This is a genomic window from Cronobacter sp. JZ38, assembly GCF_008932145.1.
Classification (GTDB): domain Bacteria; phylum Pseudomonadota; class Gammaproteobacteria; order Enterobacterales; family Enterobacteriaceae; genus Cronobacter; species Cronobacter muytjensii.
Map to the genome: position 1 here is coordinate 1337237 of NZ_CP017662.1, position 14090 is coordinate 1351326.

The following is a 14090-nucleotide window of genomic DNA, read 5'->3' on the forward strand; positions in this document are numbered from 1 at the left end:
GCCGCCCGCCTTATACTCCCGGAGAACACTGTGTCACAGACTGAACTCACCCATGAATACTGGATGCGCCACGCGCTGACGCTGGCGCAGCGCGCCTGGGATGAGGGCGAGGTGCCGGTAGGGGCGGTGCTGGTGCACAATAATCAGGTGATAGGCGAAGGCTGGAACCGTCCGATTGGCCGTCACGATCCCACTGCCCATGCGGAGATCATGGCGCTGCGCCAGGGCGGGCTGGTGCTGCAAAACTACCGCCTGCTGGAAACCACGCTCTATGTCACGCTTGAACCCTGCGTGATGTGCGCAGGCGCGATGGTGCACGGGCGCATCGGCACGCTGGTGTTCGGCGCGCGCGACGCCAAGACCGGCGCGGTCGGCTCGCTGATGGATATCACAGGCCACCCTGGCATGAACCATCAGGTGCAGGTTATCGAGGGGATAATGGCACCAGAGTGTTCGGCGATGCTGAGTGCGTTTTTCCGACAGCGCCGGCTTGAGAAAAAGGCCCTAAAGGAAGCGACGAAAAGGGCGACGGGAACAGACCCTGCGGCGTGATGCCCGTCGGGTAGCGCTGCACAAGCTTAGGCTGCGCCGAGGCCACCGCCTGTTTTTCTTTCTCCAGCAGATATCCCACCAGGCTTATCTGGTATTTCCGGATATTTTCCACATACGCGTAAGCTTCGTGGCCGCGCGCGTAGCCATAGGTCAGTTTGCTGTAATAAGGCCGCTGGCTCAGGAGCGGCAGCCGCTGCTTCACATCCGCCCAGCTGTCCGGGTTGCCTTTCTGCTTCGCCGTCAGCACACGGGCGTCCAGCATATGCGCGTAGCCCATATTGTACGCCGCCAGCGCAAACCAGATCCGCTCCTCTTCCGGCACGCTTTCCGGTACTTTGCTCATCATATCTTTCAGATAACGCGCGCCGCCGCTGATGCTCTGTTCGGCGTCGAGCCTGTCGGTCAGGCCCAGGCTTTGCGCCGTATTGCGGGTCAGCATCATCAGCCCGCGCACGCCGGTCGGCGAGGTGGCCTGGCTGTCCCAGTGGGATTCCTGATACGAAATCGCCGCCAGCAAGCGCCAGTCGATGTCCGTGGCGTATTTTTCAAACAGCGGCTGGAGCTCCGGCAGCACATTATCGACGGCGCGCAGGAAGCTGCGGGTATCGACATAATCGAAATCATTGCCGTGGCCGAGGTATTTTTCTTCCAGGCGCGCCAGCGTGCCGTCTTCGTTAATCTGGTTAAAAAAGTCGAGCAGGGCGGCGGAAAGCGAGTTATCGCCGCTGCGGCGGCTAAACCAGGTCACCGGCTGTTCGTCACTCAGATCCAGCGCCACCGCCAGTTGCGGGTGGACGCGCTGAAACAGGCCGATAGCCACCGAGTCGGCGATGGTGTAATCCAGTTGCCCCTGCGCCACCTGCAACATCAGCTCGTTACTGCTGAGCTTCGGATCGACGCGCCAGCTTAAATCCGGGTAGCGAGTCTCCTTCAGGTGTTGCAGCTCGCTTAGCGCGACATGACCGGGCGCGATGGTTAGCTGATCGTCTTTGATACTGGCGAGGCTGCGCGGGCGCATGCTGCCGACGCGGTAAACCATCTGCTGCGACACCGAGTAATAAATGGGGCCAGCCTGATAGTGCTGGCTGCGCTCTTCGTTATAGACCAGGCCTGCGGCGAGCAGATCGGCCGTGTTATTGTCGAGGTCATCAAACAGCTGGTTGATATTCTGGCGCACGGTGACTTCGAGCTTGACGCCCAGATAGTCGGCAAACGCCTGGCTGAGCTCATAATCGAGCCCGGAGATCGTCTCATTGACGCGATACATGGTCAGCGGCGTGGCGATAGTGCTGACGTGCAAAACCCCCCGCGCCTGAATAGCGGCGATACGGTTATCGGCTTTGCCGGACCAGGGAATGGCCGGCCATAAGGCCACTGCCAGCAGCAGGGTAACGACGCCGATGAGCAGATAATTAAGCTTTAATTTTTTCAATTAGTTAATTCTCTGCGTTGCCGTGAGGCTCAGCGAACAATCGTTAATAAACCGTTTCGTTTGAATGGCATGGAGCGGCATTTTGCGCAACAAAGCGACACTTGGCAACTAATTAGAGGAATTGGTCACACCAAACGTTAACGCGACGGTGGGATTTTATTTCTACGCAAACGGTTTCGTCAGCGCGCCGGATTCTCTATAATGACGCCCGTTTTCCCCCTTGCGCCCACTGAGGTGCCCTCCGGCGCTTCGAAGACGAGAGACTTGATGATGGAAATTCTGCGTGGTTCGCCCGCTCTGTCGGCATTTCGTATTAACAAACTGCTGGCTCGTTTCAAAGACGCTCACCTCCCGGTGAAAACCATTTATGCCGAGTATGTTCATTTTGCTGACCTCGCCGCACCGCTGAATGCCGAAGAGCACGCGCGCCTTGAGCGCCTGCTGAAATATGGGCCGAGCCTTGCGGGCCATGCTCCGTCCGGACGCCTGCTGCTGGTCACGCCGCGTCCCGGCACCATCTCTCCCTGGTCCTCTAAAGCGACAGATATCGCCCACAACTGCGGGCTCGGTCAGGTTAAACGCCTGGAGCGCGGCGTGGCGTACTACATTGACGCCGACGCGACGGCGGGCGATGACGCCTGGCAGCAGATAGCGGCGGTGCTGCACGACCGCATGATGGAGAGCGTCTTCGGCGCGCTGGAAGAGGCGGCGCAACTGTTTTCGCATCATGAGCCCGCGCCGGTGCAGAGCGTGGATCTGCTGGGACAGGGCCGTCAGGCGCTGGCCGACGCCAACGTACGTCTGGGGCTGGCGCTGGCGGAAGATGAAATCGACTACCTGCACGACGCGTTCACCCGCCTGGGGCGCAACCCGAATGACATCGAGCTCTATATGTTCGCGCAGGCCAACTCCGAACACTGCCGCCACAAAATTTTCAACGCCGACTGGGTTATCGACGGCGAAAAACAGCCGAAATCGCTGTTTAAGATGATCAAAAACACGTTCGAGAAGACGCCGAACTTCGTGCTCTCCGCCTATAAAGACAATGCGGCGGTCATGGAAGGCTCCTCGGTGGGGCGTTTCTACGCCGACCATGAGGCGGGCCGCTACGCCTTCCATCAGGAGCCGGCGCACATCCTGATGAAAGTGGAAACGCATAACCACCCCACCGCCATTTCGCCGTGGCCGGGCGCCGCGACGGGCTCCGGCGGCGAAATCCGCGACGAAGGCGCGACGGGGCGCGGCGCGAAGCCGAAAGCGGGCCTGGTGGGTTTTTCCGTCTCGAACCTGCGTATCCCGGGCTTTGAACAGCCGTGGGAAGAGGATTTCGGCAAGCCGGATCGCATCGTCACCGCGCTCGACATTATGACCGACGGCCCGCTTGGCGGCGCGGCGTTCAACAACGAATTTGGCCGCCCGGCGCTGAACGGCTATTTCCGTACTTATGAAGAGAAAGTGGCGAGCCACAACGGCGAAGAGCTGCGCGGCTATCACAAGCCGATTATGCTCGCGGGCGGCATCGGCAACATCCGCGCCGACCACGTGCAGAAAGGTGACATTCCGCCAGGGGCTAAGCTGATTGTGCTTGGCGGCCCGGCAATGAATATCGGCCTCGGCGGCGGCGCGGCGTCCTCTATGGCGTCCGGCCAGTCCGACGCCGATCTCGATTTCGCCTCGGTACAGCGCGATAACCCGGAAATGGAGCGCCGCTGTCAGGAGGTCATCGACCGCTGCTGGCAGCTGGGCGAGGCCAACCCGATCCTCTTTATTCATGACGTCGGCGCGGGCGGTCTTTCTAACGCCATGCCGGAGCTGGTGAGTGACGGCGGCCGCGGCGGGCGCTTTGAACTGCGCGATATTTTAAGCGACGAGCCGGGCATGAGCCCGCTGGAAGTCTGGTGTAACGAGTCCCAGGAGCGTTACGTCCTGGCTGTGGCTCCGGAGCAACTGGCGCTGTTCGACGAACTTTGCCGCCGCGAGCGCGCGCCTTACGCCGTCATTGGCGAGGCGACCGAAGAGCTGCATCTGACGCTCAACGACAGCCACTTCGACAACCAGCCGGTGGATATGCCGCTCGACGTACTGCTCGGCAAAACGCCGAAAATGACGCGCGATGTCACCCGCCTGCAGGCGGCGGGTCAGCCGTTTGACCGCACCGGCATTACGCTTGCCGACGCGGTTAAACGTGTATTGCACCTGCCGACCGTTGCCGAAAAAACCTTCCTTGTGACGATTGGCGATCGCACCGTGACCGGCATGGTGGCGCGCGATCAGATGGTCGGCCCGTGGCAGGTGCCGGTGGCCAACTGCGCGGTGACCACCGCAAGCCTCGACAGCTACTACGGTGAAGCGATGGCAATGGGCGAACGTGCGCCGGTGGCGCTGCTGGACTTCGCCGCCTCCGCCCGCCTGGCGGTGGGTGAAGCGCTCACTAACATCGCCGCGACGCAGATTGGCGATATCAAACGCCTGAAACTCTCCGCTAACTGGATGGCGGCGGCAGGGCACCCGGGCGAAGACGCCGGTCTCTACGAGGCGGTGAAAGCGGTCGGCGAAGAGCTCTGTCCGCAGCTCGGCCTGACCATTCCGGTCGGCAAAGATTCGATGTCGATGAAAACCCGCTGGCAGCAGGATGGCGAGCAGCGCGAGATGACCTCGCCGCTGTCGCTGGTCATCTCGGCGTTCGCCCGCGTGGAAGACGTGCGCCGCACCGTAACGCCGGAACTGACCACCGAAGATAACGCGCTGCTGTTTATCGATCTCGGCAGCGGCCATAACGCGCTCGGCGCGACGGCGCTGGCGCAGGTTTATCGTCAGCTTGGCGATACGCCAGCCGACGTGCGCGACGCCGGTCAGCTGAAATGCTTCTATGACGCCATTCAGGCGCTGGTGGCGCAGCGTAAGCTGCTGGCCTACCACGACCGCTCCGACGGCGGCCTGCTGGTGACGCTTGCCGAAATGGCGTTCGCGGGCCACTGCGGCATTGAAGCTGACATCGCGGCGCTGGGCGACGACGCGCTGGCAGCCCTCTTTAACGAAGAGCTCGGCGCGGTTATCCAGATTGCCGCCGCCGAGCGCGAGCAGGTAGAGCGCGTGCTGAAAGATCACGGTCTGGGCGAGTGTACGCACTACCTCGGCAAGGCGGTGGCGGGGGATCGTTTCACCCTGACTGCGGGTGATAACCTGGTGTACAGCGAAAGCCGCACCCAGCTTCGCATGTGGTGGGCGGAAACCACCTGGCAGATGCAGCGCCTGCGCGATAACCCGGAGTGCGCCGATCAGGAGCATCAGGCGAAAGCCAATGACAGCGATCCGGGCCTGAACGTCAAACTGACTTTCGACATTAAAGAAGATATCGCGGCGCCGTTTATCGCGACCGGCGCGCGCCCGAAAGTGGCGGTGCTGCGCGAGCAGGGCGTGAACTCCCACGTGGAGATGGCGGCGGCATTTCACCGTGCGGGCTTCGACGCCATCGACGTGCATATGAGCGATCTGCTCGCCGGTCGCCGCGGCCTCGGCGATTTCCATACGCTGGTGGCGTGCGGCGGCTTCTCTTACGGCGACGTGCTGGGCGCGGGCGAGGGCTGGGCGAAATCCATTCTCTTTAACGACCGCGTGCGCGACGAGTTCACCGAGTTCTTCCACCGTCCGCAGACGCTGGCGCTCGGCGTCTGTAACGGTTGCCAGATGATGTCTAACCTGCGTGAGCTTATTCCCGGCAGCGAGCTGTGGCCGCGCTTCGTGCGTAACCAGTCTGACCGCTTTGAGGCGCGCTTTAGCCTGGTGGAAGTGACCGCCAGTCCGTCGCTGCTGCTGGACGGCATGACCGGCTCCCATATGCCGATTGCGGTTTCTCACGGCGAAGGCCGCGTGGAAGTACGCGACGCCGCGCATCTGGCGGCGCTGGAGAGCAAAGGTCTGGTGGCGCTGCGCTACATTGACAATTTCGGCGCGGTGACGGAAACCTACCCGGCCAACCCGAACGGCTCGCCGAATGGTATTACTGCCGTTACGACCGAAAGCGGGCGCGTCACTATCATGATGCCGCACCCGGAACGCGTATTCCGCACCGTGGCGAACTCCTGGCACCCGGCGAACTGGGGCGAGGACAGCCCGTGGATGCGTATTTTCCGCAACGCGCGCAAGCAGCTCGGTTAACCTTTATCAAGGCCTCGCAAGAGGCCTTTTTCTTTGGGCTCTCCGGCAACAGCGTTTGATTCCGACAGGTGTCGGTAAATTGCGACAGCCGCAGAACAGGGGTGTCGCCAGTTTGCGACATTTAAATCTTTGATTTTTATGGAGGCTAAAAAGCTTCCCGGTAAGTGTTGGTTTTTAGCGACACTCAGGCGAAAAATAGCGCAAATTTATGACGCGCTTCATATATTTAAAGTTCTTATATTACATTGACTTATGATTTATGTGGTAAAGCTGGCACGGTTACTGCATAATATGACTCAGTGGCTCATTCACCTTCTTATGTCAGCCCCATAGCGAGCGCTACATAAACCTCGAATGACGCACTCAAAGGTGCCTGCCGTCCAACTGCTGATCATAGCGCTGCTATTTCAGAACCCGGGCGACACGTTGAGTAAGGCACCGCCTGATTCCATCACAAAGGCAGGGTTAACCCCCTGCCTTTGTTGTTTTTTGCGTTTGGCTTTGCACAAGCGCGGCTCTCGGTTAGCATCGGACTTTTGTAACCACTCCGGGATAACGCTGTGAAACGCTGGCCCGCTTTTCCCCGCTCGCTTCGCCAACTGGTCATGATGGCCTTCTTACTGGTGATGGTGCCGCTGCTGTTTCTCGCGTGGCAGGCGTGGCAGAGCCTTAACACGTTAAGCGCCCAGGCGGCGCAAACCAACACGCTCACCCAGATGGACGCCCGGCGCAGCGAGGCGATGACCAATATCGCGCTCGAAATGGAGCGCAGCTATCGCCAGTACTGCGTGCTGGACGATCTCACGCTCGCGAAAGTGTATGAAAGTCAGCGCCAGCGCTACTCCCGAATGCTGGAAGCGCAGGCGAGCGTATTGCCGGACGCCCGCCTCTATAAAGCCCTGCGCCAGAGCCTGGTGGAGCTGGCGCAGTTGCAATGCCAGAACAGCGGCCCGAAGCCGGACGCCGCGGCGGGCCTTGAAGCCTTTGCCGATACCAACACCCGGCTGGTGCAGGCCACCCGCGCCGTGATTTACGCCCGCGGCCAGCAGCTCCAGCAGGAAATCGCCGCGCGCGGTCAGCTTTTTGGCTGGCAGGCGCTGGCGCTGTTTCTGGCGAGCCTCGCGCTGGTACTGCTCTTTACCCGCATGATTATCGGCCCGGTGAAGGGCATTGAACGGATGATCAACCGGCTGGGGGAGGGCAAATCGCCTGGCGCCACGATAATGTTCAAAGGCCCGCGCGAGCTGCGCTCGGTGGGGCAGCGGATTATCTGGTTAAGCGAACGCCTCGCGTGGCTGGAGTCCCAGCGGCACCAGTTTCTGCGCCATATCTCTCATGAATTAAAAACACCGCTCGCCAGCATGCGCGAGGGCACTGAACTGCTGGCCGATGAGGTCGTCGGGCCGCTCACCGCGGAGCAGCGCGAAGTAGTGGAAATTCTTGATACCAGCAGCCGCAATCTGCAAACGCTCATAGAGCAACTTCTTGATTACAACCGTAAACTCGCGGGCGGGGCGGTAGAGCTTGAGAAGGTCGAGCTCAGACCGCTGGTGGATATCGTAATGGCCTCACACAGTCTCCCGGCGCGGGCTAAAATGATGCATACCGAGGTGTCGCTCGCTGACGCTGACTGTCTGGCGGAGCCGATGCTACTGATGAGCGTGCTGGATAATCTCTATTCCAACGCGGTGCACTACGGGCGCGAATCCGGTACCATTTATCTGCGAAGCCGCCGTCAGGGCAATACGCTATGTATTGAGGTGGCGAATACCGGTACGCCCATTCCTGAGGCGGAGCGGGAAATGATTTTCGAGCCCTTTTATCAGGGAAGCCATCAACGTAAAGGGGCGGTGAAAGGCAGCGGCCTGGGCTTAAGTATTGCTCAGGATTGCATCCGACGTATGCACGGCGAACTGCGGCTGGTCGAGGATGAAACGACCGACGTCTGTTTTCGCATTGAATTACCGCTCTTTGACCCGGAACGACTAAAAAAATGAATTCACGTCTGGTAAGCGCATGGCGCAGCCTGCGCGCGCGCGGCACAACCTCTTTCTCTCTTCGCAGGCTGGCATGCTCGGCGCTGTTGCCCTGCCTGTTAGCAGGCTGCGTACAGAGCCCGGTCTCCAGTAACATCAAACAACACCGCGACCCCAAACTGCCGGAACAGCAGCTGGCGGATTTCCTGTTCACCGACTGTTCAGGTATCTGGCAGCTCTCCGGTCAGAGTGTCGAAAGCAACCCGCTGTTCTGGCTGCGCGGCATGGACTGCGCCGAGCGGCTGGCGCCCGCCGAGGCCCGCGCGCAGGCGCGCCGCTTCCCCGATGAAACCTGGCAGCACGCCTTCCGGCGCGGCATTTTACTGGCGAATGCGCGTATTACGCCCGCCGAGCGTCGCAATTATCTCACCACGCTTAGCGCTACCGCCGGCGAAATTCCGGCGCATGTGCGTCCGCTGTATGAAGCCTGGCGCGACGGCCAGGCGGCGCAGCTGGCGCTGTCGGAAGAGCGCGGGCGCTACAGCAAGCTTCAACAAAGCGCCGACAGCGAACTTGACGCCCTGCGCGAGCAGCAGCGCCACCTGCGCAGCCAGCTTGAACTCACGACCCGTAAGCTTGAAAACCTGACGGATATTGAACGCCAGCTCTCCACGCGCAAAAGCGCAGGCGGCTATATTCAGGACAGCAGCCACAACCCGGACGGCACCGAAAAAGAAAATGCGGCACCGACCGGAAAAGATACCGCGCCCGCGCAGGAGGAGACCAGGCCATGACACAGCATAAACCCGCGCGCCTGTTACTGGTCGATGACGATCCGGGCTTGCTGAAACTGTTGGGGCTGCGCCTGACCAGTGAAGGATTTACGGTCGAGACCGCTGAGAGCGGCCATGAGGGGCTGCGTATTTTAGGGCGCGAGAAAATCGATCTGGTCATCAGCGATCTGCGCATGGATGAAATGGACGGCATGCAGCTTTTCGCCGAGATCCAAAAGCTCCAGCCGGGAATGCCGGTGATCATTCTCACCGCTCACGGCTCCATCCCCGATGCGGTGGCCGCGACCCAGCAGGGCGTATTCAGTTTCCTCACCAAGCCGGTGGATAAAGACGCGCTCTATAAAGCCATCGACGACGCGCTGGCGCACGCTGCGCCCGCGGGCGACGAGAAGTGGCGCGAGAGCATCGTTACCCGCAGCCCGGCGATGCTGCGTCTGCTGGAGCAGGCGCACATGGTGGCGCAGTCGGATGTCAGCGTGCTTATCAACGGCCAGAGCGGCACCGGCAAGGAGATCCTGGCGCAGGCTATCCATAACGCCAGCCCGCGCGCCAAAAATGCGTTTATCGCCATCAACTGCGGCGCGCTGCCGGAACAACTGCTGGAATCAGAGCTGTTCGGCCATGCACGCGGCGCCTTCACCGGCGCGGTGAGCAGCCGTGAAGGGCTGTTCCAGGCGGCCGAGGGCGGCACGCTGTTTCTTGATGAGATTGGCGATATGCCCGTGCCGTTGCAGGTGAAGCTGCTGCGCGTTCTTCAGGAGCGCAAGGTACGCCCGCTCGGCAGTAACCGCGATATCGATATCAACGTGCGGATTATCTCCGCCACCCACCGCGACCTGCCGAAGGCGATGGCGCGCGGCGAATTCCGCGAAGATCTCTTTTATCGTCTTAACGTCGTGAACCTGAAAATTCCGGCGTTGCAGGAGCGCGCGGAGGATATTCCGCTACTGGCGACACACCTGCTGCGTCAGGCGGCGGACCGGCATAAACCGTTTGTGCGCAGTTTCTCCACCGACGCGATGAAGCGCCTGATGACGGCAAGCTGGCCGGGTAATGTGCGCCAGCTGGTCAACGTGATTGAGCAGTGCGTGGCGCTGACCTCCGCGCCGGTTATCAGCGACGCGCTGGTGGAGCAGGCGCTGGAAGGCGAAAACACGGTGCTGCCGACGTTCGTCGAGGCGCGCAATCAGTTTGAACTCAACTATCTGCGCAAGCTGCTGCAAATCACCAAAGGCAACGTCACCCACGCCGCGCGTATGGCGGGGCGCAACCGCACCGAATTCTATAAGCTGCTGGCCCGTCATGAGCTTGAGGCGAATGATTTTAAAGAGTAGTTTTTGATGCCCAAACCGCCGCAAGGTATGGTAATTTGAGCAACCGATTACGCGAATTGAATCGCCGTGCAGGCGCTGGCAGGAATTAAGGATCCACCATGAAAAAGATTGATGCGATTATTAAACCCTTCAAACTCGATGATGTGCGTGAAGCGCTGGCGGAAGTCGGGATCACCGGGATGACGGTGACTGAGGTCAAGGGGTTTGGTCGTCAGAAAGGCCATACTGAGCTCTATCGCGGCGCGGAATATATGGTGGATTTCCTGCCGAAAGTGAAAATTGAAATCGTGGTGACCGACGATATCGTCGATACCTGCGTGGATACGATTATCCGTACCGCCCAGACCGGTAAAATCGGCGACGGTAAGATTTTCGTTTTCGACGTGGCGCGCGTGGTGCGTATCCGTACCGGCGAAGAAGACGACGCCGCGATTTAACCGCTGGGTTGCGCGTGATAAACAAAAAGCAGGTCGCGATGACCTGCTTTTTTTATGTCGGTTGAGTGATAAAGAGGGGGCGCTTAGCCACTCTAAAAGCGAACCCCTTGCAGGGGGCGCAGGCGGGTAAGCAAAGCGCACCCGTTGTAATAAATTCACCCGCGGTCGCAAGCCTACCCGCCATCACCACTCCACCTGCCGCTTACAGCACCTTATGCGGGCCGAAACATTCGTAATGGATATTCTCTTTATTCACGCCGAGGCTCACCAGCTGTTCAGCGGCGAACTGCATAAATTTCACCGGGCCGCAGACGTAAAACTGCATGCCGGGCGCGGTCACGTCTGCTTTACGATCGTGCAGCGCCATCAACCCTTCGCTGTTATAACGGCCCGCGCTGCGATCGGCGTCGCTCGGCACGCGATACCAGACGTGACTGGTAAAGCGGGGGAGCGCGGCTCCTCGTTGCGCCACCTCATCGGTAAACGCATGCACATCGCCGCTTTCCGCCGCGTGATACCAGTTCACCTGCGCCGGATGCTGCGCACTGGCAAGCGTATCCAGCATCGCCAGCAGCGGCGTCTGACCGACGCCAGCGGAGATTAGCGTCACCGGCGTTTGCGGGTCGACCTGCATAAAGAAATCGCCGGCGGGCGCTGCAAGCGCAATCACGTCGCCCGGCTGCGCATGCTGGTGCAGCCAGTTCGAGACCTGGCCTTCGCCTTCGCGTTTCACCGCGATGCGATAGTTTTTGCCGTTCGGCTTGCGGGTAAGCGAATATTGACGAATTTCCTGATGCGCGAACCCTGCAGGTTTGATCCACACGGCAGTGTATTGACCTGGCAGATAATCGGCCACCGGGCCGCCATCAACCGGCTCCAGCTCAAAGCTCGTCACAATCGCGCTCTGCGGCGTTTTGCTGACAATACGGAACGGGCGGGTGCCTTCCCAGCCGCCGGTTTTCTGCGCGTTGCTCTGGTAAATCTCCGCTTCGCGGTTGATAAACACGCCCGCTAACACGCCATACGCTTTGCCCCACGCGTCCAGCACTTCCTGGCCCGGGCTGAACATCTCATCAAGCGTCGCCAGCAGATGCTCGCCGACGATGTTGTACTGCTCGGGTTTAATATGAAAGCTGGTGTGCTTTTGGGCGATTTTCTCCACCGCAGGCAGCAGGGCGGCGAGGTTTTCAATATTGGTCGCATAGGCGCAAATGGCGTTAAACAGCGCTTCACGCTGATCACCGTTGCGCTGGTTGCTCATATTGAAAATCTCTTTCAGCTCCGGGTTATGGGTGAACATGCGGTCATAAAAATGCGCGGTCAGTTTCGGGCCGGTCTGCGCCAGCAGCGGAATGGTGGATTTCACGACGGCGATGGTTTGACTATCCAGCATGGTTGCTTCCTTCCAGGTTTTTATAAAGTGTATTTTAAATGCATCTTATGAAAAATAACTGCACGTTGCAAAGGGTTTTAGCCGTGCCTTCGACGCGGCTCACACTGGATGAAAAAAGGACAGGTTGATGATGAAAATATATCGTGCGTAACGCCCTTGTGCTTAATCGTTCAAACCCTTGCGCCACGCCATGCCAAACGTTTGCGTAAAAAGCTGTGTCAAGACCTATCTTCACGTTGCCAATCGGTTTACACTGTTGCCCGTCGCCCAAAAGGGCACCTTACTTGCAGTACCTTTTTATTGTCAGCTGAGTCAGGAGATGCGGATGTTAAAGCGTGAAATGAACATTGCCGATTATGATGCCGAACTGTGGCAGGCTATGGAGCAGGAGAAAGTACGTCAGGAAGAGCACATCGAACTGATCGCCTCCGAAAACTACACCAGCCCGCGCGTCATGCAGGCTCAGGGCTCTCAGCTGACCAACAAATATGCCGAAGGCTATCCGGGCAAGCGCTACTACGGCGGTTGCGAATATGTGGATATCGTCGAACAGCTGGCTATCGACCGCGCGAAAGCACTGTTTGGCGCGGATTACGCCAACGTCCAGCCGCACTCTGGTTCTCAGGCGAACTTTGCGGTTTACACCGCGCTGCTGCAACCGGGTGATACCGTGTTGGGGATGAACCTGGCGCAGGGCGGCCACCTGACGCACGGCTCCCCGGTCAACTTCTCCGGTAAGCTCTACAACATCATCCCTTACGGTATCGATGAGACCGGGAAAATTGACTACGAAGATATGGCGAAGCAGGCGCAGACCCATAAACCGAAGATGATCATCGGCGGCTTCTCTGCTTACTCCGGCATCGTTGACTGGGCAAAAATGCGTGAAATCGCTGACAGCATCGGCGCATACCTGTTCGTTGACATGGCCCACGTGGCGGGTCTGATTGCCGCTGGCGTTTATCCGAACCCGGTTCCGCACGCGCATGTGGTTACCACGACGACCCATAAAACCCTGGCGGGCCCGCGCGGCGGTCTGATCCTTGCCAAAGGCGGCAGCGAAGAGCTGTACAAAAAACTGAACTCTGCCGTATTCCCGAGCGCGCAGGGCGGCCCGCTGATGCACGTTATCGCGGCGAAAGCGGTCGCGCTGAAAGAGGCGATGGAGCCGGAGTTCAAAACCTACCAGCAGCAGGTTGCGAAAAACGCCAAAGCGATGGTGGAAGTGTTCCTGAATCGTGGCTACAAAGTGGTGTCCGGCGGTACTGAAAACCACCTGTTCCTGCTGGATCTGGTGGATAAAAACCTGACCGGTAAAGACGCTGACGCAGCCCTCGGCCGCGCCAACATTACTGTGAACAAAAACAGCGTGCCGAACGATCCGAAGAGCCCGTTCGTCACTTCCGGTATCCGTATCGGTTCGCCGTCTGTGACCCGCCGCGGCTTTAAAGAAGCGGAAGTCAAAGAGCTGGCAGGCTGGATGTGCGACATTCTGGATAACATCCATGACGACGCGGTGATTGAGCGCGTTAAAGGTAAAGTGCTGGATATCTGCGCACGCTTCCCGGTTTACGCGTAAGCGTTCACTGCCGCATAAAGGCCGCCTCGCGCGGCCTTTTTTATGGGCTCATCACACAGGATACCGCCATGCGCATACAGGAATTCTCGACGCTGACCGGGCTTGGCGTTCATACGCTACGCTATTACGAAAAGCTCGGGCTGCTGGTACCGGCGCGCAACGCCAGCGGGCATCGCGACTATCGCCGTGGCGATCTCGACTGGGCGGCGTTTATCACACGCCTCAAGGAAACCGATATGCCGCTTGCGGCTATCCAGCGTTACGCGCGGCTGCGCGCGCAGGGAGAGACGACCGCCGCTGAGCGGCGAGAACTCCTGGCGGAACACGCCCTGCGGCTGGAGGCGCGGCTGGCGCAGCAGGCCGATCATCTGGCGCGCCTGAAAGAGAAAATGGCGTATTACGACCAGACGCTGTTAAAAAACAGCGCTTGACCTG

At 59.6% G+C, this 14090-nt stretch carries 9 protein-coding genes and 1 pseudogene; 8 read left to right on the plus strand and 2 right to left on the minus strand.

All coding sequences use genetic code 11. The annotated features are described in order from the left end of the window. Positions 1-63: 63 nt before the first annotated feature. A pseudogene (tadA, locus tag BJP61_RS06345) lies at positions 64-465 on the plus strand (tRNA adenosine(34) deaminase TadA); the annotation flags it as partial. Here tadA and mltF read toward each other — a convergent pair. Beyond that, the gene (mltF, locus tag BJP61_RS06350; RefSeq protein WP_255485505.1) at positions 425-1984 is read right to left on the minus strand and encodes a membrane-bound lytic murein transglycosylase MltF; all 1560 of its coding nucleotides are present in this window, start codon (positions 1982-1984) and stop codon (positions 425-427) included. The pseudogene tadA and the gene mltF sit on opposite strands and share 41 nt — an antisense overlap. A 267-nt stretch (positions 1985-2251) precedes the next feature. Between mltF and purL the strand changes: the two genes are divergently transcribed. The 5 genes from purL to glnB all read left to right on the plus strand — a co-directional run bounded on the left by purL (position 2252) and on the right by glnB (position 10683). Next, positions 2252-6142, plus strand: a complete 3891-nt coding sequence (purL, locus tag BJP61_RS06355; protein ID WP_171998012.1) for a phosphoribosylformylglycinamidine synthase — start codon at positions 2252-2254, stop codon at positions 6140-6142. 560 nt (positions 6143-6702) lie between these two features. Beyond that, the gene (locus BJP61_RS06360; RefSeq protein WP_108695685.1) at positions 6703-8139 is read left to right on the plus strand and encodes a HAMP domain-containing sensor histidine kinase; all 1437 of its coding nucleotides are present in this window, start codon (positions 6703-6705) and stop codon (positions 8137-8139) included. Further along, on the plus strand, positions 8136-8912 hold the full coding sequence (gene qseG / locus BJP61_RS06365; protein ID WP_038861239.1) for a two-component system QseEF-associated lipoprotein QseG: 777 nt from the start codon (positions 8136-8138) through the stop codon (positions 8910-8912). Before BJP61_RS06360 ends, qseG begins: the two co-directional genes overlap by 4 nt. Next, positions 8909-10246, plus strand: coding sequence for a two-component system response regulator GlrR (gene glrR / locus BJP61_RS06370; protein WP_038861242.1), 1338 nt, complete (start codon positions 8909-8911; stop codon positions 10244-10246). Before qseG ends, glrR begins: the two co-directional genes overlap by 4 nt. 98 nt (positions 10247-10344) lie before the next feature. Further along, positions 10345-10683 carry a nitrogen regulatory protein P-II gene (glnB, locus tag BJP61_RS06375; protein WP_002438074.1) on the plus strand — a complete coding sequence of 113 codons (339 nt, stop codon included), beginning with the start codon at positions 10345-10347 and terminating at the stop codon, positions 10681-10683. Between the two features lie 202 nt (positions 10684-10885). Here the strand turns inward: glnB and hmpA are convergent, their stop codons facing one another. Continuing rightward, positions 10886-12076, minus strand: coding sequence for an NO-inducible flavohemoprotein (gene hmpA / locus BJP61_RS06380; protein WP_171998013.1), 1191 nt, complete (start codon positions 12074-12076; stop codon positions 10886-10888). A 325-nt stretch (positions 12077-12401) separates the two neighbouring features. Here hmpA and glyA point away from each other — a divergent pair, with 325 nt between their 5' ends. Beyond that, positions 12402-13655, plus strand: coding sequence for a serine hydroxymethyltransferase (gene glyA / locus BJP61_RS06385; RefSeq protein ID WP_038861249.1), 1254 nt, complete (start codon positions 12402-12404; stop codon positions 13653-13655). Positions 13656-13723: 68 nt separating this feature from the next. After that, positions 13724-14086: a MerR family transcriptional regulator gene (locus BJP61_RS06390; protein ID WP_075193667.1), complete on the plus strand. Its 363-nt coding sequence runs from the start codon at positions 13724-13726 to the stop codon at positions 14084-14086. The last annotated feature ends 4 nt before the right edge of the window (positions 14087-14090 follow it).

Bases quoted from the DNA above. Each gene is read 5' to 3' on its own strand.
- purL (WP_171998012.1), top strand. From the start codon at position 2,252: ATGATGGAAATTCTGCGTGGTTCGCCCGCTCTGTCGGCATTTCGTATT.
- qseG (WP_038861239.1), top strand. From the start codon at position 8,136: ATGAATTCACGTCTGGTAAGCGCATGGCGCAGCCTGCGCGCGCGCGGC.
- glrR (WP_038861242.1), top strand. From the start codon at position 8,909: ATGACACAGCATAAACCCGCGCGCCTGTTACTGGTCGATGACGATCCG.
- glnB (WP_002438074.1), top strand. From the start codon at position 10,345: ATGAAAAAGATTGATGCGATTATTAAACCCTTCAAACTCGATGATGTG.
- hmpA (WP_171998013.1), bottom strand. From the start codon at position 12,076: ATGCTGGATAGTCAAACCATCGCCGTCGTGAAATCCACCATTCCGCTG.
- glyA (WP_038861249.1), top strand. From the start codon at position 12,402: ATGTTAAAGCGTGAAATGAACATTGCCGATTATGATGCCGAACTGTGG.
- BJP61_RS06390 (WP_075193667.1), top strand. From the start codon at position 13,724: ATGCGCATACAGGAATTCTCGACGCTGACCGGGCTTGGCGTTCATACG.